This is a genomic window from Polynucleobacter sp. UK-Mo-2m-Kol15 (assembly GCF_018881505.1).
In the GTDB taxonomy this organism is placed as follows: Bacteria; Pseudomonadota; Gammaproteobacteria; order Burkholderiales; family Burkholderiaceae; genus Polynucleobacter.
Genome location: NZ_JACVQC010000001.1, coordinates 1,925,422 through 1,944,698, shown reverse-complemented (window position 1 = coordinate 1,944,698; position 19,277 = coordinate 1,925,422). Strand labels below are relative to the sequence as shown.

General features: G+C 45.5%; 18 protein-coding genes, 1 tRNA gene and 1 pseudogene. 5 read left to right on the top strand and 15 right to left on the bottom strand.

What is annotated here, in order from left to right; genetic code table 11:
- Nucleotides 1-8 precede the first annotated feature (8 nt).
- The 9 genes and pseudogenes from galE to ICN43_RS09980 form a co-directional block, all read right to left on the bottom strand.
- Nucleotides 9-1,013, bottom strand: a complete 1,005-nt coding sequence (gene galE / locus ICN43_RS10020; protein ID WP_216199435.1) for a UDP-glucose 4-epimerase GalE — start codon at nucleotides 1,011-1,013, stop codon at nucleotides 9-11.
- An 18-nt stretch (nucleotides 1,014-1,031) separates the two neighbouring features.
- The gene (gene rng, locus ICN43_RS10015) at nucleotides 1,032-2,495 is read right to left on the bottom strand and encodes a ribonuclease G (protein ID WP_216199434.1); all 1,464 of its coding nucleotides are present in this window, start codon (nucleotides 2,493-2,495) and stop codon (nucleotides 1,032-1,034) included.
- On the bottom strand, nucleotides 2,492-3,115 hold the full coding sequence (locus ICN43_RS10010) for a nucleoside triphosphate pyrophosphatase (RefSeq protein WP_216199433.1): 624 nt from the start codon (nucleotides 3,113-3,115) through the stop codon (nucleotides 2,492-2,494). The genes rng and ICN43_RS10010 overlap by 4 nt, the downstream gene beginning before the upstream one ends.
- 7 nt (nucleotides 3,116-3,122) lie before the next feature.
- Complete coding sequence (rlmH, locus tag ICN43_RS10005) at nucleotides 3,123-3,566, bottom strand: 23S rRNA (pseudouridine(1915)-N(3))-methyltransferase RlmH (RefSeq protein ID WP_216199432.1); 444 nt, start codon at nucleotides 3,564-3,566, stop codon at nucleotides 3,123-3,125.
- A 13-nt stretch (nucleotides 3,567-3,579) separates the two neighbouring features.
- Nucleotides 3,580-3,966: pseudogene (rsfS, locus tag ICN43_RS10000) on the bottom strand (ribosome silencing factor); the annotation flags it as partial.
- A 56-nt stretch (nucleotides 3,967-4,022) separates the two neighbouring features.
- Nucleotides 4,023-4,712, bottom strand: coding sequence for a nicotinate (nicotinamide) nucleotide adenylyltransferase (gene nadD, locus ICN43_RS09995; protein WP_216199430.1), 690 nt, complete (start codon nucleotides 4,710-4,712; stop codon nucleotides 4,023-4,025).
- Between the two features lie 16 nt (nucleotides 4,713-4,728).
- On the bottom strand, nucleotides 4,729-5,640 hold the full coding sequence (hemF, locus tag ICN43_RS09990; RefSeq protein ID WP_216200062.1) for an oxygen-dependent coproporphyrinogen oxidase: 912 nt from the start codon (nucleotides 5,638-5,640) through the stop codon (nucleotides 4,729-4,731).
- 65 nt (nucleotides 5,641-5,705) lie between these two features.
- Nucleotides 5,706-6,983 carry a phosphoribosylamine--glycine ligase gene (purD, locus tag ICN43_RS09985; protein WP_216199429.1) on the bottom strand — a complete coding sequence of 426 codons (1,278 nt, stop codon included), beginning with the start codon at nucleotides 6,981-6,983 and terminating at the stop codon, nucleotides 5,706-5,708.
- 32 nt (nucleotides 6,984-7,015) lie between these two features.
- On the bottom strand, nucleotides 7,016-7,735 hold the full coding sequence (locus ICN43_RS09980; protein ID WP_216199428.1) for a YebC/PmpR family DNA-binding transcriptional regulator: 720 nt from the start codon (nucleotides 7,733-7,735) through the stop codon (nucleotides 7,016-7,018).
- A gap of 141 nt (nucleotides 7,736-7,876) precedes the next feature.
- Here ICN43_RS09980 and ICN43_RS09975 point away from each other — a divergent pair.
- Nucleotides 7,877-7,961: transfer RNA gene (locus ICN43_RS09975), tRNA-Leu, on the top strand.
- A 63-nt stretch (nucleotides 7,962-8,024) separates the two neighbouring features.
- Here the strand turns inward: ICN43_RS09975 and ICN43_RS11280 are convergent.
- From ICN43_RS11280 to lptF, 6 genes are all read right to left on the bottom strand, one after another.
- Nucleotides 8,025-9,071: a GTP-binding protein gene (locus ICN43_RS11280; RefSeq protein WP_216199427.1), complete on the bottom strand. Its 1,047-nt coding sequence runs from the start codon at nucleotides 9,069-9,071 to the stop codon at nucleotides 8,025-8,027.
- A gap of 8 nt (nucleotides 9,072-9,079) precedes the next feature.
- Nucleotides 9,080-10,327, bottom strand: coding sequence for an LVIVD repeat-containing protein (locus ICN43_RS09965; RefSeq protein WP_216199426.1), 1,248 nt, complete (start codon nucleotides 10,325-10,327; stop codon nucleotides 9,080-9,082).
- A 52-nt stretch (nucleotides 10,328-10,379) separates the two neighbouring features.
- Nucleotides 10,380-11,339 carry a tripartite tricarboxylate transporter substrate binding protein gene (locus tag ICN43_RS09960; protein ID WP_216199425.1) on the bottom strand — a complete coding sequence of 320 codons (960 nt, stop codon included), beginning with the start codon at nucleotides 11,337-11,339 and terminating at the stop codon, nucleotides 10,380-10,382.
- A gap of 163 nt (nucleotides 11,340-11,502) precedes the next feature.
- Nucleotides 11,503-12,444, bottom strand: coding sequence for a CysB family HTH-type transcriptional regulator (locus tag ICN43_RS09955; RefSeq protein WP_216199424.1), 942 nt, complete (start codon nucleotides 12,442-12,444; stop codon nucleotides 11,503-11,505).
- A 62-nt stretch (nucleotides 12,445-12,506) separates the two neighbouring features.
- Complete coding sequence (gene lptG / locus ICN43_RS09950) at nucleotides 12,507-13,661, bottom strand: LPS export ABC transporter permease LptG (RefSeq protein ID WP_216199423.1); 1,155 nt, start codon at nucleotides 13,659-13,661, stop codon at nucleotides 12,507-12,509.
- Nucleotides 13,658-14,773, bottom strand: a complete 1,116-nt coding sequence (gene lptF, locus ICN43_RS09945) for an LPS export ABC transporter permease LptF (protein WP_216199421.1) — start codon at nucleotides 14,771-14,773, stop codon at nucleotides 13,658-13,660. The genes lptG and lptF overlap by 4 nt, the downstream gene beginning before the upstream one ends.
- 124 nt (nucleotides 14,774-14,897) lie before the next feature.
- On the opposite strand from lptF, the gene ICN43_RS09940 reads away from it, so the two are divergent.
- The 4 genes from ICN43_RS09940 (at nucleotide 14,898) to ICN43_RS09925 (ending at nucleotide 19,202) form a co-directional block, all read left to right on the top strand.
- Nucleotides 14,898-16,493, top strand: coding sequence for a leucyl aminopeptidase (locus ICN43_RS09940; protein WP_370623201.1), 1,596 nt, complete (start codon nucleotides 14,898-14,900; stop codon nucleotides 16,491-16,493).
- Between the two features lie 16 nt (nucleotides 16,494-16,509).
- Complete coding sequence (locus ICN43_RS09935) at nucleotides 16,510-16,974, top strand: DNA polymerase III subunit chi (RefSeq protein ID WP_216199417.1); 465 nt, start codon at nucleotides 16,510-16,512, stop codon at nucleotides 16,972-16,974.
- A complete protein-coding gene (gene lgt, locus ICN43_RS09930) occupies nucleotides 16,971-17,768 on the top strand; it encodes a prolipoprotein diacylglyceryl transferase (protein ID WP_216199414.1) in 798 nt (265 codons plus the stop codon). The genes ICN43_RS09935 and lgt overlap by 4 nt, the downstream gene beginning before the upstream one ends.
- A 129-nt stretch (nucleotides 17,769-17,897) precedes the next feature.
- Nucleotides 17,898-19,202 (top strand): malonyl-CoA decarboxylase domain-containing protein, encoded by a 1,305-nt coding sequence (locus ICN43_RS09925; protein ID WP_216199413.1) that lies wholly within the window; start codon nucleotides 17,898-17,900, stop codon nucleotides 19,200-19,202.
- Nucleotides 19,203-19,277: the final 75 nt, after the last annotated feature.

Here is a 19,277-nt window from a genome sequence, read left to right as displayed (position 1 = left end):
TCTGAGACTTAACTCTTCTTGGAGTTTTTGATCCAAAGCCAAGAGCTATTGCAGATATCCGATAACGTTTTTTTGGTTTTCCATCCAAGCACTTTCTCGGCTTTATCGGCCTTGGCATAGTACTCGGGAAGATCGCCTGGCCGACGCTCAACCACCTGGCGTGGGATTTTCTGACCACTGGCTTCCTCAAAGCGATTTAGTAGGTCTAGTACGCTGTAACTAGACCCGGTACCCAAGTTGAAAGTATGACAGCCGAGATTACTTTGCAGCCAGATTAGTGTTGCTAAATGGCCTTCTGCAAGATCCATCACATGAATATAGTCGCGCTTGCCTGTGCCATCATGGGTTTCATAATCATCCCCAAAGATATTGAGTAATGGAAGTTTGCCATTAACAACCTGTCCAATGACTGGCATCAAATTATTTGGAATACCATTGGGATCCTCTCCTATCAGTCCAGTCTCGTGGGCGCCGACTGGATTGAAATATCTCAGGCAGCCAATTCTCCAGGAACTATCACTTGCACTAAGATCTCTCAGAATTTCTTCTACTTGGAGTTTATTGCGACCATAGGGATTGGTTGGGTTAGTTGGATGGTCTTCATCGTAGGGTAGATAAACTGGGTCACCATAAACAGTAGCGCTACTGCTAAATACCAAGGTGTTAATACCGACTGCCTGCATCGCCTGTATGAGGCTAATGCTACCTTGCACATTATTTGCATAGTACTCAATTGGCTTTTGAGATGACTCGCCTACGGCCTTTAATCCAGAAAGGTGAATGACCGCATCAATTTTTTCGTCGCGCAGTACTTTGGTGAGTTTTTCGGTATCCCGAACATCTCCCTCTGTAAATCCAATCACTTGTGAGGCAATTTTCTGAATGCGATCTAGGGTCCCAATATTGCTATTGCAGAGGTTGTCATAAATATGCACTCGATGGCCAGCGCTCGCTAAAAGGGCGGCGGTATGACTGCCTATATAACCCATGCCGCCCGTCAGTAATATATTCAAAAGAGCCTCGTAAAATAATTAACTGAGAACGATATCGTACTGCTCTTGGCGGAAGCTTCCTTCGGCCTGCAGCTTGATCGGTTTACTAATGAAATCACCGAGTTGTGCTAAAAACTGGTTTTCTTCCTCTAGAAAAAGATCAATCACATCAGGGGCAGCTACGATCCTAAATTCCCGTGGATTAAATTGGCGATGCTCGCGCACAATCTCCCGCAAAATCTCGTAACAAATAGTTTGTGCAGTTTTAACCTCGCCCTTGCCCTGGCAAGTGGCACATGGCTCACAAGTAATATGAGCGAGTGATTCTCGAGTACGCTTGCGCGTCATCTCCACCAAACCGAGCGAGGAAAAGTCGCTTACTGAGGTTCGCGCATGATCACGATCTAAATTACGATTGAGTTCATGTAAAACCGACTCTTGATGATCTTTGCTCAACATGTCAATAAAGTCGATGATGATGATACCACCAAGATTACGTAAGCGCAGTTGTCGAGCAATAGCTTGAGCTGCTTCAAGATTCGTTTTAAATACGGTGTCATCCAGATTGCGTGCACCCACATAACTTCCGGTATTGACATCAATCGTGGTCATGGACTCGGTTTGATCAATCATGAGATAGCCACCCGATTTGAGATCCACTCTTCTACCAAGCGCTTTGTTGATCTCAGCGTCGACATCAAATAAATCAAATAGGGCACGCTCGCCGCGATGAAGAGTGAGTTTGTCTATCAGATTTGGCATATATAGCGCAGCAAATCCTTTTAGCTTTTCAAAGTTTTCTGCAGAATCCACTCGAATTTGCGTTGTCTCCTCCCCAGCAACATCACGCAATACGCGCTCGGCCAGACTGAGATCCTGATAGAGTAGGCTAGGTGCAGCCTGATGATTCACGGCCTCCCGGATTTTTTCCCAGGTAGTACGCAAGTAATGCATGTCGTACTCAAGCTCCGTATCGCTGGCATCTTGTGCGCTAGTGCGCACAATAATTCCGCCTTTTTCATTGGCAGGCATGAGTCCTGCAAGGCGAGCCTTGATGGCTTCTCGTTCTTCGGGCTGGTCAATGCGTTGAGATACACCAATATACTTTTCTGTGGCCGCATCTGTTCCAGCTGGCGGGAGGTAAACCAAATTACGGCCGGCAATACTTAATTGCGTGGTGAGGCGCGCACCTTTTGTTCCTAGAGGGTCCTTGAGAACTTGCACTAAAACATTTTGCCCCTCGAAGAGTAATTTTTCGATTTGTGCTTGAGGGTTATTTTGAGTGATATCGGCAACGTGCATAAATGCAGTGCGCTCTAAACCAATCTCAATAAAAGCAGATTGCATGCCAGGCAATACTCGTACTACTTTAGCCAAATAGATATTGCCAACAATGCCGCGTTGACGCGTGCGCTCAATTTGAAGTTCTTGAACGGCGCCTTGCTGAATTAATGCTACCCGTGTTTCTTGGGGGGTGATATTGATCAGAATTTCTTCATTCATATGCGGGCAACTTTAGCGAAATCCAATAATTGATTAACTTCGAAAATAGGTAATCCCATGATACCGCTATAGCTGCCTTTAATTGAGGGAATAAAAGCCCCGCCAAGACCTTGAATGCCATACGCCCCAGCCTTACCAAAGGGTTCGCCACTCTGAATGTAGTTGGTGATTTGTACTTCGGTAAGGTGGGCAAACTCCACCTCAGAAACTTGAACCAAGCAAAGGGGGCTAGTTTTAGGGTCGATTACCAGTACAACTGCGCTCAATACTTCATGCACTTTACCGCTGAGCATTTGCAGAATACGTGCAGCATCAGCAGCATCCTTAGGTTTTCCGAGGATTTCGCCGGCGGGGTTGCCGGGTAAGCTGACGGTAGTGTCAGCGCATAAGATTGGCGCCCAAGGTTTGCCGCTGTTTTGCCACCTCGCTAATGCCACAGAACTTTTAGCAAATGTGACTCGCTCAACATAGTCACGAGCCTTTTCATGGGGCAGGGCGATCTCAAGAGACTCTGTATCTTCGCCCGGGGCAGCAGTCAACATTTCAAATGGGATGCCAATTTGCTTGAGTAACTCTTGGCGTCTAGGGCTTTGTGATGCAAGATAAATATAGGAAAACATCAATAACTTACTCGCGGTGATAGGGGTGGCCTTGCAGGATGGTCCAGGCTCGATAGAGTTGCTCGACTAGCAAGACTCTTGCCATTGCATGGGGTAGCGTCAAGCTTGAGAGGCGCCACATCGCTTGGGCCTTTTCTTTGAGGCTGGGGTCTAGTCCATCAGCACCACCAATTAAAAAGGTGATGTCAAAACCTTCTTGTCGCCAGCCTGCTAATTGAGTTGCTAAATTTTGCGTGGTTTGATCTTTGCCGCGCTCATCAAGAGCGATGATACGAGAGCCCTTAGGAATGGCTGCTGTAATTTTGACGGCTTCTTTGGCTGGGCTGAGATCAGGTTTAATCTCCTTGATTTCAATACTGCAATCAGCGGGCATGCGCTTAATGTAATCATGGGTTGCAGTTGCAACCCATTCCGGCATTTTGTGACCAACAGAAACAATCGTTAAGCGCATTGTTAAAACATTAATCTTCGTCGTCGGTCTCGCTTGCCTTCACAAGCCCTCTATCGGCAGCCAATTTGACGCGTACAGGTTTAGCCCCCCACATACCTTCAAGCTGGTAGTAAGCACGCAGTGCAGGTTGCAGAATATGAACGACGATATCTCCACAATCAACGAGCACCCATTCACCTGTCTCTAGACCTTCTACAGAGATAACTTCGCCACCTTTTGCATTGACCGCCTCTTTAACCGACATAGCCAAAGATCTAGTCTGGCGATTAGAGGTACCCGTTGCAATGATGACTCGATCAAACAGTTCACTGAGTTTAGTAGTGTCATAAACACGAATATCTTGCGCCTTGACGTCTTCTAGAGCATCGATCACGACACGTTGTAATTTTGTTAAGTCCATAGTTTCTTTAATATTTTTTCTACGATATTTTGTATATAAGGATGATCTTAGCCTGATTATTTATACAGACCCAGATTTGTGATGATTTCTAAAGCATGAGACGGAATGTGCTCTGAGGCGATATCGCTACGAGAGGCACTTTTGAGCTGATTTCGAAGCTCGGTGGACGATAGGTCTACTGAAAGACTGTTATCAAGGTAGATGCGGCCAAATAGGCTATTTTCAAGGGTATCTGTATCAATACACTGATGTTCTTCCAATAAGTTCGTAATTTCAGGGCTTATATGCGAAGACAGTGCATGCTGAGGTCTACTGGCCACAGCAAAATTTACAAAACCAAGCAATTGGTCCCATAAGTTCCAAGAGTGCAGATTTGCAAGTGAGTCAGCCCCCATTAACCAAGTTAAGTTGACCCCAGCCCCAAATCTTGCTCTGAGTGCTTTGACGGTGTCGATAGCGTAGCTTGGTCCTGCCCTATCAATTTCGATGCGATCTACCCCAATTTGAGTTGGGATTTTTAAATACAGAAATGCTCTCGCTAGATCAACAGCAGCCGCCTCTATGAGTTGTAGGCGGATTTTTGCAGGAGTGATGCCAGTGTCTTTTTGCCAAGGTTCACCACTTGGGATGAGAAGCAAGGTATCGAGATGTAATGCCTTTGCAAAATGTGTAGCTAGTTTGAGATGGCCAAGATGTGGCGGGTCAAATGTACCACCCAGAATGCCAATTTTTTTTGGGGTATTCAAATGCGCTAAGATCAAGTTAGGCGAGCCAGTCGCGCGGTTTAAGGTAATAGTCGTAAAGCTTGGCTTCGGGTGTTCCTGGTTTCGGCTGCCAGTTGTACCACCACTGCACTACCGGCGGCATAGACATGAGGATAGATTCTGTCCGTCCACCAGAGTGCAGGCCAAAAATAGTGCCACGGTCAAATATTAAGTTGTATTCCACGTAACGACCGCGACGGTATTCTTGAAACGCTTTTTCTTCAGGTGTGAAGCTATCTTTGTAGCGACGCTCGACAATCGGCAGATACGCATCAATAAAGGCATCGCCAACAGCGCGCGTCATCGCAAAGCTTTTCTCAAAACCAAGCTCATTAAAGTCATCAAAAAAGACGCCGCCAATGCCGCGGGGCTCTTCGCGATGTTTTAAATAAAAATACTCATCACACCATTTTTTAAAGCGAGGATAGAGCTCCTTACCAAATGGATCCAAAGCATCCTTAGCGGTTTGATGAAAGTGTTTGCAATCTTCATCAACACCGTAATAAGGGGTGAGGTCAAACCCCCCTCCAAACCACCAAACTGGCTCTTGACCGGGAGCTTGTGCAATAAAGCAGCGCACATTCATATGGGTAGTTGGCGCTTTAGGGTTGTTTGGATGAAAGACCAAAGATACCCCCATGGCCTCAAAGCTACGTCCTGCAACTTCTGGACGATGGTGTGATGCGGAAGGAGGCATTTGATCGCCACGAACGTGTGAGAATCCTACCCCACCTTTTTCTAATATATTGCCCCCATCCAAAGTGCAGGTGCGCCCATAGCCTTTGAGTTTGCTGTCTTCAGGCTTATGCCATTCATCAGCAATAAAGGCTTTGCCATCAATTGCACTCATGGCTGTAGTAATGCGATCTTGTAGCCCTAAAAAGTAATCTTTTAAGTCCGCAATATTAATTTGTGTGTGTTGAGATGTTGACAAGGTGAAATGCTCTTCGTATTGGGTGATATAAATTGGTTTGGTTACTTCACTGCACGATAGCCAATATCTTTGCGATATTGCATGCCATCAAACTGGATCTGAGATATCGCTTCGTATGCTTTTTGTTGTGCGCCACGAACGGTATCCGATAGACCCACTACGCACATCACTCGCCCGCCTGAGGTGAGCAGCTTTCCATCTTGTAACTTCGTACCAGCATGAAAAGTTAATTGATCTTCAGTATCAGTAGGTATGCCGGTAATGAGGTCGCCACTGCGTGGGGTATCAGGGTAGTTATGGGCTGCAAGCACTACACCTAAGGCAGTACGACGATCCCATTCCAAATCTACCTCATTTAGGGTGCCATCAACTGCATGATCTAATGCGTTGACTAAATCGCTCCGCAGGCGCGCCATGATCGGCTGGGTTTCTGGGTCACCCATGCGGCAGTTAAACTCCAAAGTCTTAATTTTGCCGTCAGGAGAAATCATGAGACCTGCATAGAGAAAGCCAGTGTAAGGAATGCCATCCGACTCCATACCTTTGACGGTAGGCATGATGACCTCGCGTAAAGCCCGTGCATGAATTTCTGGGGTCACGACCGGGGCGGGTGAGTAGGCGCCCATACCGCCCGTATTGGGACCTTGATCAGCATCGAGTAAACGTTTGTGATCTTGGCTAGTGGCCAAGGCTAAAACGTTCTTACCATCAACGAGCACAATAAAGCTAGCTTCTTCACCGCTTAGAAATTCTTCAATTACTACACGTGCACCAGCATTACCCAGCTTGTTATCAGCGAGCATCATATCGACAGCCGCATGCGCCTCTGTCAGATCCATTGCTACAACCACGCCTTTACCTGCAGCAAGTCCATCTGCCTTGATAACAATCGGTGCACCTTTAGTATCAATATAAGCATGTGCCTCCAATATATTTGAAAAGGTTTGATATTCCGCTGTTGGAATGCCATGGCGCTTCATAAATGCTTTAGAGAAATCTTTTGAGGACTCTAATTGGGCTGCGAGTTGAGTTGGCCCAAAAATACGCAAACCATTGTTGCGGAATAGATCGACTATACCCGCGGCTAAGGGTGCTTCTGGACCAACAACCGTGAGATGAATCTTTTCTCGCTTGGCGAAGTCTGCTAACTCTTGAAGATCTGAGATCGGTAAGTTTTCAATCCCAGCGGCGGCCTGCTTGGCTGTTGCTGTACCGCCGTTACCTGGCGCTACATATACGGTTTGTACTTGTGGGGATTGGGCTAGCTTCCAGGCCAATGCATGTTCGCGACCGCCGGATCCAATTAGGAGAATTTTCATAAAGAGCTAAAAGGTTTATTGATGAAGGGTGATTACAAGGAGGCGTTTGTGAATACTTCTTGAACGTCATCTAAGTTCTCAAGCGCATCTAATAGTTTTTGCATGCTCTCAGCTTGTTCGCCTTCGAAGTCGGTTTCCGTTTCTGGGCGCATCGTTACTGTAGCTAACTCTGCTTTTAAGCCTGCGTTAGCCAGGGCATCTTGCACCTTAGAAAAATCAGGGACTGGAGTGAGAACTTCAAATGAACCATCTTCGTGGGTGATGACATCCTCTGCACCCGCATCTAATGCAATCTCCATGAGCTGATCTTCATTAGTACTAGGAGCAAATAGCATCTGACCGCAGTGCTTGAACATAAAAGCAACTGAGCCTTCAGCGCCCATATTGCCACCATTTTTTGCAAAAGCATGACGGACCTCGGCAACAGTACGAGTGCGGTTATCCGTCAGGCAATCGACGATGATGGCAGCTCCATTGAGGCCATAGCCTTCATAGCGAATTTCTTCATAGTTAACTCCCTCTAGAGAGCCGGTACCGCGCTGAATTGCCCGCTGCACGTTGTCATTGGGCATATTGGCATCTTTAGCCTTATCGATTGCTAGGCGCAAACGGGGATTTGTAGCAATATCGCCTCCACCTAATTTAGCTGCAACCGTGATTTCTTTGATGAGTTTGGTCCAAATCTTGCCGCGCTTTTCGTCTTGACGTCCTTTGCGGTGCTGAATATTAGCCCATTTCGAATGGCCGGCCATACGGGTAAGTCCTTTTGATTAATTTGGCTTCAAGACCTCATTTTAAGGGCTTCTGAGCTCAAGAATGGGGCTCTAGCAACTTTTTTGTTACACTCTGACCTCTTAGTTCGCTTCAATGCAGTTTTTCCACTGCAAACACCTGCCCCGGTGATGGAATTGGTAGACGTGCCGGACTCAAAATCCGGTGCCGCAAGGCGTGGCGGTTCAAGTCCGCCCCGGGGCACCACTCTTTTCTTATCTTTTTCTGATTTACAGGCTAATCAAACCATTGTTTCCAATGGAAATTTCTCTAGCCAAGCTTGGTAATTGCGCCAACAGCCTTAAATAGAGATTCAATAGTTTCTGCGGAAATATTGCTAGTGATAAATACTGCTCTAGACGTGTGATCATCGCTTGGCCAGGCATCGAGCTTCACAGGGGGGTGAAATATATGCTGTACGCCCTGTATTACCACAGGGTTTCCTTCGATATTCAGAATACCCTTGACCCTCAAGAGATCGGCTCCCCTTAGTGTGGTTAGCAGCTCTAATGCAGACGATGCTGCTTCCCATGTAAAGGGTTCTAAAAACCTCAGTGAATGCGTTTTGATGTTCCGATTGTGTTTTTGAGAAAAATCGCCAAGATATTTTGGGGGCGCATTGCTTTCATCATTGAGAAACGTACCTAAAAAGCTCAGAGTTTTAGCGCTTGCTCTAGCTGAGGACAATCCTAAATTAATCAGGCTATAAGGATCTAAATCACCATTGATGACCAAGAGGATTTTAGCGCTCGGGTTGATTTCGGCAATTTGAGATTTGAGAAGATCAAGATCTGAAGAGGTGATCAGGTCAGATTTACTAATGAGTACTAGGTCAGCGATGGCAAGTTGTTTTACAACTTCCGCTTGATGTTCAATTTGGTACAAGCCATTAAAGCCATCTACCAGGGTGACTAATCCGTCAAGTCGATACTGAGCCTCTAGCATGGTGTCGCTTACTAGCGTTTGAACTACTGGGGCTGGGTCGGCTAATCCAGTGGTTTCAATAATGACTCGATCAAACTCAGGGATTTCTCCGGTATGACGACGGGCGAACAGATCTCGCAATGTCTCTTGCATATCCGTTCTCACCGAACAGCAAATACAGCCATTAGCCAACAAAGAAATATTCTCGGATGACATCGTCACCAAGTCATTGTCAATACCAATTTCTCCAATTTCATTAATTACTACTGCAACCCTGTTCATATCAGGGTGCAGGAGTAATTTAGAAATTAGTGTAGTTTTACCACTCCCCAGAAAGCCTGTGATGATGGTGACAGGTATTTTTCCAGATAGGTGGTCTCTTTGAAACGACACAATCTTGCTTAAATATTCATTTCAAGTATGTACAAGCCGCCACCAAATCGATCAATGGTGTAGACAATACGTCGATCATCAACGAACACATCATTTAGTTGGATTGCGCCGGAGGGGCTGAGCTTAGGTGCGCCTGGGACGTAATACGCAATTTCCTCAACCTTGTAAGGATTGGTCGTATCGTAGACACGAACACCCGCATTAAAGAAAGTTCCAATAATGATGTTGTCTGAAACAAAGGAGCATGGACCGGGTAGATTCTCATGCAGGTTATGCGCTCCAAATCGGCCGCCACGCTTTGCAAAGGCATCATATGAAGGGGCTGGAAAGGTGCCGATAGGAACTGGATTGCCTTCGTTGCGGGCATCCAAAACCCAAACTAATTTTGGCCAATCTGCGCCATTGTCACGCACACATTCGTCACTCACAATCCAAAGACCTCTATCGAATAAAGGCAAGACGGTGTGAATAAATCCATTGAAAGGTGGAGAGTGATTCCACTTGGAAATAACCTTAATATTACTTTTATCTGAGATATCCAAAACAAATGCGCCACCATCGATGTAGCCTACATACGCACGATCTGGATGTTGTGGAAATACATTAGTGTTGTGGGCTCTAAATCCAGTATCAAATTCCTTTGGAAGACGTGTTGGCTCAGGTTCTGGATCACCAACTCGAGTGCCGGGGTACCACCAGCGCCCAGCCTCTACTGGCTTGAGGGGGTTAGAGACATCAATAATTTGATAAAACTGATCATCTAGTGGGTTTTTTGGTTCAAAATCTGCGGCACCTGAAGACATGTGCACAAAGTTTTCATCAACAAACCACAATGCATGAACTCCGCGGGAGTGCGGTCCTGAGCAATCATAGTAGGAAAGTAATTTAGGTTCTTCGGGAACTGTAATATCAAAAAGATAAAACCCGACTCCCGGCATTCCTACCTTTTTTCCTTGCCTTGCAACTACCATCTTGTTGCCCACAACATCCAGGGAGTTTGAGCGAACCTGCATATCGGGCAAATTTGTTTGAATAATTAATTTAGGATTTTTCGGGTCAGTTACATCAACGGCCGTGAAATCTTTTGGAGCTGACTCATGGGCCATCCACAATATACGTCTGCCGTCATCTGTTTTTTGCATGGCAATACCTTCACCCATGCCGCCGAATCCCGCTAATTCATGATGGGCGAGCAGCTTCATATTAAGTGATAAGGTTTGGTCAGGGCGGGATGTGGGGGTTGGGTTGTTCAACATAAGAGCCTTTTGTAATAAATGTATTGAGGGTTATCTTTTTTAAATTTAAACGTTATTCTGATCTAATTCGATTATCTCTGATCAATTTTCCATATCTAGCATTCTCACTGGCTAAGAATGCTTTAAATTCATCGGCAGAGATATTTTGAGCCTCAAAGCCCATCTCTGCATAGCGTTTGACTAAGTCCGGATCGGTCATTGCCTTCTGAATCCCCGCTTGCATTTGGCGGACGATTGGCGCAGGGGTACCAGCAGGCGCATAAGTACCCCAGGAATTTACAGTAATGAAATTAGGTACTCCACTTTCAATAAAAGTGGGCACATCTGGCAATAAAGGAAAGCGTTTTGCTGATGTCACCGCTAAGGCTTTTAATTTTCCAGACTTAATAAATGATAAAACAGGCGCAGGATCCGTAAAGCTGAATTGGATCTGATTGGCTGCCAGGTCATTAATTGCAGCAATGCCTCCTTTGTAAGGTACATGCACTGTTTTAATTTGAGCTAGATTATTAAACATCTCTGCACCAAGGTGGGCAGCCGTACCAACACCGCCACTACCGTAATTAATCTCATCAGGCTTTGCTTTTGCTGCAGAGATCAGGTCTTGAGCGGTGTTGTAAGGCGATGCCGCATTCACCATCAATACGCTTGGACCGGTTGCAATGAGGTTAAGTGGAATAAAGTCTTTGGCCATGTCATAAGGAACTTTTGATAGCAAAGGTGTGACGATGGTGGAGCCTTGGGCGCCAAATAAAAAAGAATATCCATCTGGCGGCTGGCTTGCTGCATAGACCATGCCGATACTGCCGGCTGCACCAGGTTTATTTTCAACTAAGACAGTTTGTTTCCAAACATCACTCAACTTTTGAGCAAGTATTCGAGCCATGATGTCTGAGCTACCACCCGGCGGGTTGGTAACAATCATTTTAATTGGTTTATTTGGATAGCTTTGCGCTAAGACTGTGTGCGAAAAGAATGCCGCAAAAAAAACAATAAATATATATTTACGCAAGGCCATTGTCTCCATCGATACAGTTTTTCTTTGAGAACTTCTTTTTATCGAATTAGCATATAGGAGGCCTCAGCCTCAGTCAACACCAAACAAGTTCCGCACAAGTTTAATATTTGTTTTCAGAGTCGCCATTCCAACTGAAAACTGAGAAGCTCAATAACTTTTATATTTCGTAAGACTCCGATTCATTATTCATTGCCTGCTCAACAATTTTCTTTGTGAGTGTTGGTGAGAATAGCTCTATGAATGTGTACACAAAAGAGCGCAGGTAGGCTCCTTGCTTAACGCCCAAATGGGTCACATTATTTCCAAATAAATGCCCAACTGGGATGACTCGCAGATTGCGATCTCGATCTGCGTCATAGGCTAGTCCAGCAACAATTCCAACACCCATCCCAGTCTCTACATAGGTCTTAATCACGTCTGCATCAATCGCTTCTAAAAGAATATCTGGATTGAGATTGCGTTGTGCAAAAGCGGCATCAATCTTACTGCGGCCCGCAAAAGCTCTGTCATAGGTAATTAACGGATACTTTGCAATTTCTTCTAATGTAATAGTGGACTGATTAAGGAGTGGGTGACTTAGGGGCACCATGATGACGTGTTGCCACTGGTAGCCAGGTAGTGCCAGCACACCAGGCGTATTGGCAATACCTTCGGTTGCAATTGCAATGTCAGCGCGATCATGAATCAACAGTTCCGCTATTTGTCCAGGATTACCCTGCTGAATACTTACCCGCACCTTTGGAAAACGTTTTGTAAATTCAGTAAGCACTTTAGGAAGGGCGTAACGGGCCTGAGTGTGGGTGGTCGCAATCACAAAGCTTCCCTGATCTTGACTAGCAAAGTCTTTTCCTACCCGTCTTAAGGTTTCCACTTCATCCAGAATTCGCTCAATGGAGATAAGGATGCGTTTGCCTGGCTCTGTAAGCGAGCGGATGCGTTTACCATGCCTGCGAAAGATCTCAACACCAAGCTCATCTTCAAGCTCGATGATCGCTTTGGAAACCCCTGGCTGAGATGTAAAGAGGGCTTTGGCCGCCGTAGTCAGATTAAAGTTCTGTCTTACGGCCTCACGAACAAAGCGAAATTGGTGCAGATTCATATGGATTCCATTCTTTATATCAATTAAGATATAGGAATTAAATTCTATATGATTTTGATATATTAAGCTCTAGACACCCAACGCAGACTAGCGATTGCAAAAATAAAATATAGCAATGGTGGGGTAAGGGCGGTCAGTAGTGCTGGCCATGCGCTTAGAAGTCCAACGTTAGAAAATAGCGAATTGAAGAGCTGAAAGCTCATTCCCAGCATGATGCCGCCGAATACCTTGATACCTACGCCGCCGGCCCGGGCCTTAAGGTAGGCAAACGGCAGCGCTAATGCCAGCATGACAAAAATCGTAAATGGATAAATCACTTTTTTCCAGAAGGCAATAGAGTGACGTTGTTCATCTTGCTTGTTATCCCTGAGGTGGGAGATAAACCTACCAAGATTAAAGATAGACATTTTTTCTGGACTTACTAATAGAACGCTCAAAATCTGGGGTGTGACCTCTGATTGAAGGCTGACGATTGGGTGCGTAAAAGTTTGCGCTGAATATACTGGGTTAAGTGGGTCAGCTGATTTAGATTCTTTAAAACGGGTTTCAATCACGTCATCTAAAACCCAGGTGCCCTCTTGGTCAAAGCGTCCTGATACTGCACTCCGAATCGAGAGTAGACGATATACATCGTCAAACTCATACATCCGGATATTTTTAATTTCGCTGTCATGATCAATTTTTCCTACATTAATATAGCGGACTCCTGGTCTAATTGGTCCGCTGCCATCTTCATCGCGCAGACGATCTTTTACCCACACCCCAGTTTTAAATTGAGAGCCGTAAGACGAGCCCAGCGCCTTCATTCGAATTTGTTCTGACAGTTTTTCGGTGTAAGGTCCAATCCCTTCACTCATTACCAGCGTGAGAACTACCAGGGGTAATGAAATTTTAGCCAGGGTACTTAAACCCCTTCGCATATCCAATCCTGCAATCCGTAAGATTGTGAATTCGGACTGGCTAGCTAGCATTGCAAAAACATAAATACTTCCAATCAGGCAGGCGATTGGAATGATTTCCGAAATACGACTTGGCGCTTTTAAAAAAACATGTAGGAGAGCTAGTGGAAGGGTGTATTGACCTTTTACTGAACCAAGCTCGCTCAGGGTGTCAAAAAATAAAAATAGCGCGACCAGGGCAAATAAGATGAATCCAAAAGCTGAATAAATCTGCCTTGCTAGATAGCGTTCAAAAATGTAAGGGAATAGATATTTCATCTATTGGCCAAAAAAGAAGGTAGTTGACGGCGCCACCAGCTCAAGGATGGGTTGATGCGATTGCGAATCAGTAAATAGGCTATACCGAAGGCTAGGGCATGTATAGGCCATGCCGCCACAAAAACATTCATCTTGCCCTGGGATACCAAGTTTTGTGTGAGATTCAGTATGTTGCTATAAATTAGATAAATCAACACTGCGTAAAACATTGCAGTGTAGCTACCCAATCTTGGGTTGACATAGGCAAGTGGGATGGCAATCAATGCTAAGCCTAATGCCATTAATGGTAGACCAATTCGCCACAATAGTTCCGCTCGATTGGCATTGATTAACCAAGGTTCACTAGTATCAAGAAGCTGTCCAACAGTTTTTTCCCTATCTCGGTGCGGCGGGTCGAGTATCTCTTTGCCATAAACATTAGTAACGTAATTGGAAAATTCTAGGATTCTAAAATCTGGCTGCGTTGGAAGTCCGTCATATCGCCGACCATTATTGAGGACAATCGATTTTCCGCCACCCTCCGCATTTTCAATAAATCCAGTGGCAGCAATGGCGACGCTCAGTCGACCGTTTTTAGTTTCAGCGGTAAAGATATTTTTAACTTCACCTTTATCGACATCAAGACTTTCAATGAAAAATACACGCTCTGCTTTGGCCGATTCCCTGAACTGTCCTGCGGCAACCATAGAGACATCGCTACGCTGCTGAAAGCGCTGACTGATCAGGGTGGATTCACGGTTTGCCCAGGGCCAAACAAAGAGTGCCAATAAGGCAATGATGATAATCAGCGGGATCGCAAAACGCAGGATTGGTCTTATGAGGCTGGCGATACTCAACCCACTGGCGAACCAAACAATCATCTCGGAATCCTTGTACCAGCGTACCAATACGATTAAGACGGCAACAAACAGGGAAACAGTCAGCAGAACCGCCATGTAACCTAGGGTCGCTAGCGCTATGAGAACTAGAGCATCCTCTGGATTTACGGCTCCATTTGCTGCAAATCCTAGGATTCGAATGACTAGGGTGGTGATCATGATGGTTACCAGGACCAAAAAAACCCCACCAGTAGTAAAACTGAGTTCTCGGCGAAGGGCTTGGTGAAAAATCATGAGTAGATGATGAGTTAGCTGTTATTGGCCCACTCAAGAGGTGAACCTGCATCTCGGAGGATAATGGATAAATACCCATTTTTTTCCTTGAATTTGCTTAAAAATACCTTAAGACATCATGACTATTCAATTTAGCACCAAGATTTTCGCTCAAGCCGATCTCAATAACCCCAAGCAACTCAAGCCTTGCCTTGCTACCTTATTGGCACAGAACTCCGATTGCTTGGTTTTGGCCTATTCAAAGGCAGATTTAGATACTCTGGCAACCGCCAAAGGAAAGTCAGGGCTTTTGGTCGAGCTTGACCACTTGCTCGGAAATTCAGTTACCCATGCCAAACTCGTTGGTGATTTAGATGCTCAGCAGGCCTCCACCTGTGTCATTCGTGCTGAAAAATCCTGGGCTGCATCCGGAGTAAAAGTAAAGCGCATTCTTCTGGTCTCTTTGGGCGATGTTGCTTCTGCTGAAGCGCGTAACTTAAATTCTTATTCAAAAATTGCGCGGGCTGCTTTAAAGCAGTTAAGTGGTGGTTCTATTCAAAGCGCTTTGTGGTTTATCCCCAGTTTTGCTTTAGGGCATCGCGCTGATTTCATTGCTGAAGAGATTCGTTTGACCATTCAGTATGCAGGCGACCATGCTTATCGATTTGGAGTTCGTCAGCCTGCAATGAAGTTCAAAGTTAAAGACAAAGCTGATACCTTTACGCATCTTATCTTTGCTGGTAATGACGCTTGTGCAAAAGAACTCAAGTCTTCTGTACCAGAGGGTGCAGCGATGGTTGAGGGAATGAATCTGGCAAAAGATTTGGGTAATTTGCCTCCCAATATTTGTACGCCGACTTACTTAGGTAAAGCGGCGCAAGGATTAACTAAGAAGACTGGCTTAAAAGTTGAAGTCTTGGGTCGCAAACAAATTGAAGCCTTAGGAATGGGATCTTTTTTATCTGTAGCCAAAGGGTCCGATGTGCCGCCCCAATTTATTGTGATGCGTCACTTAGGTGGCAAAGCAGGTGAAGCTCCAATTGTGTTGGTTGGAAAGGGGATTACCTTTGATACCGGCGGTATCTCATTGAAGCCTGGTGAGGCAATGGATGAGATGAAATACGACATGTGTGGTGCTGCGTCTGTCATTGGCACTATGTATGCAACTGCCCTAATGAAGTTAAAAAAGAATGTCATCGGCGTGATCCCAACTTGTGAAAATATGCCCTCTGGTCAAGCAACTCGTCCGGGTGACATTGTGAAGAGTATGTCTGGGCAAACGATTGAAATTCTGAATACTGATGCCGAGGGTCGCTTAATTTTATGTGATGCTTTAACTTATGTTGAGCGCTTCAAACCTCAAGCAGTGATTGATGTGGCCACCCTCACTGGCGCTTGTGTCATTGCATTGGGGCACGTGCATAGCGGCGTTTTTTCCGATGATGAAGGTTTGGTTAATGCACTCACTAAAGCCGGCCACGCTTCTTTGGATACCGTATGGCGCCTACCTTTAGATGCTGCTTACCATGAACAGCTTAAATCCAATTTTGCCGATGTGGCTAATATTGGCGGCCGTCCAGCAGGTAGCGTTACCGCAGCCTGTTTCTTATCGCGTTTCACAGAAAAATATAAATGGGCTCATTTAGATATTGCCGGTACCGCTTGGAAGAGTGGCGCCGCTAAAGGTTCGACTGGTCGCCCAGTACCTTTGCTTGTGAATTACTTGTTGGCACAAAAGTAAATACAGAAGGCAATTCATGGCCCGTATTGATTTTCATAGCAACGTGAGTGATAAGTTGGAATACGCTTGTCGACTAGCGCGCAAGATCTGGAGTGCCACACCTGTTGGCGAGCCTGTGCGCAACATCGTGATGGTTGGCGAAAAAGCAGATCTCAAAAAGTTAGATGAAATTCTGTGGACATTTAGTGCTACGGATTTTTTACCCCATTGTTTTATTGAAGATGAGTTGGCAATCGATACACCAATTTTGCTAACGGATAATTTCCTATCGCCCGCTTTGTCTCATCTTCCGCATGCAGATGTTTTGATTCATTTGGGAATGCGCATGCCTAGCGATGTCTCTGCAATGCTTGCACGCTTTCCTCGGGTTGTCGAGGTTGTTACTACTAATGATGCCGAGCGTCTTGCGGGTCGTGAGAGATACAAAGCTTATCGTGACTTGGGTCACGAATTGCATAATTTTGATCAAGCTAAAGCATGATGATTCACCCAGAATTTGACCCTGCTGCGATTCGCATAGGTTCATTTGCTATTCACTGGTATGGCTTGATGTATCTCTTTGCTTTTGCGCAATTCCTCCTATTGGGTCGTTTGCGTATACGTGCTCCGCAATGCCAATCCTTGGGTTGGTCATACAAAGATCTTGAAGATCTTTTATTTGCTGGTGTTTTAGGTGTGGTCTTGGGCGGACGCTTGGGTTACACCATCTTCTATATGCCCGCTTATTACCTTTCTCACCCCTTGAGCATTTTTAAGATCTGGGAAGGTGGCATGTCTTTTCATGGTGGCCTCTTGGGTGTTTTGTTGGCATTGCTGTGGTTCGCTTATCGGCGCAAAGTTTCATTTTTTATTGTTAGTGATTTGGTTGCGCCGCTAGTCCCATTTGGCCTGGCATTTGGTCGCTTAGGTAATTTCATTAATGGCGAGCTTTGGGGAAGGCCAACTGACTTACCGTGGGCTATGGTGTTCCCGATGGTCGACTCCATCCCCCGCCATCCTTCGCAGATCTATCAATTCTTTGGGGAGGGGATTTGCTTGGGTCTAGTCCTATGGATCTACTCCAGCAAATCACGCAGGCTGGGGCAAGTTTCAGGCTTATTTTTGCTGGGGTACGGGATTTGCCGGTTCTTGGCTGAATTTGCGCGTGAGCCAGATGCCTACTTGGGGCTTCTAGGTCTTGGTCTATCCATGGGGCAGTGGTTATCGATCCCTATGATCATTTTCGGAATTTACCTTATAGTGAGAGTAAATACGAAAAAAAGCACTTATCAGTAGTTAAAAATCGGTTTTTCTGGGGCTTTTGTAGTCAATTTCTAAAAAATTGATAAATTTCCTATGAGAGCATCGATTTTTGGCTGAATTGGCTCAATTTCCGACTATTTCCACCCCCGCTGAAAGAGTTCCATGCTCGAGAAGTTAACTAAAGCTCGCAATTTGTCTAAGGCAAATAACGCTATTAAGCGTTTGATATCAGAGCGGGGGGAGTCGAATGCGCTCAGCATGGCAGATGATGTCGTGAATAACTATCGCAAATTAGGAAAAGATCAGCATGTCTCATTTTTTACCTTGCTGTTTGAGAAACTAAACCCTAAAGCGGATGAAGTGCTCAAGGCAGCACAAAATTTTGTTGCGGACTCCAGTGCGCGTAATTACATTCAGTTGCAGAAAGTTTCGGAGTCTCCTCGCCAAGAATTTTTTCGGCGCCTGAATCGTGCCAGTCAAGGTACTGCGGCAGTAGTTCAGATGCGTCGTGATTTACTTCAGTTGTTGGATAAGAAACCAGAGTTGGCTGCAGTAGATTTCGATATGCGCCATCTCCTCTCCTCTTGGTTTAATCCAGGCTTTCTGAAGATGCATCGGGTGGATTGGAAGTCCCCAGCAGATGTACTTGAGAAGCTCATTCAGCATGAAGCAGTTCACGCCATTGATGGTTGGGATGATCTGCGTCGACGCCTCCAACCCGATCGTCGTTGCTTTGCATTCTTTCACCCTCAGCTGCCAAGTGAGCCTCTCATCTTCGTAGAAGTTGCGCTCTTGCCTGAAATCCCAACGGTGATCACACCATTGGTTGATAAAAAAGTAGAGACTGTAGATCAGCCATCTCAATATAAGGTTGCTGCTTTTTATTCCATCAGTAACTGCGAGTCTGGTCTTCGCGGTGTCTCCATGGGTAATTTTTTAATTAAGCGGGTGGCAGAACAATTGCATGCTGAATTCCCTGGAATCAAAACATTCGTGACTTTGTCACCGATCCCGGGGTTTATGGATTGGGTTACTGCTGGTGCAAATTTAGGGGAGGGCGTGCCTGCTGAAAGATTAAAGCCCAATCTCAAGGTGGCCCGAGATGCTGCTTTGGCGGCGCTAAAGCTCGACAATCAATCATGGAGCGAGCGATTGAGTTCAGGTTGGCATCCCGACCTAGCTTCTGAGAAAGAAAAAGTAGCCTTATTGAGCTTGGCAAGCATGTATTTAGGGCTTGTTTCTACTGGGCGTCAGGGCAATCCAGTGGCGAAATTTCATTTAGGTAATGGTGCTAAGTTACACCTGGTTAATTGGGCGGGGGATTTGTCTCGCAAGGGCTTGCGCCAATCTGCTGGTTTGATGGTGAACTACCTCTACGACTTGGCAAGCGTAGAAGATAACCATGAGCGCTTTGCCAATGGTGAGATTGTCTATTCTAGGGCGGTAGGACGCTTAATGGCACCCTAGTGTTTACTCTGAGGCTAATTTCCGCTTTTAAGCGAAAGTCCTCGTAGAATGTGACTTTAGGACTTAGCTAAAAAA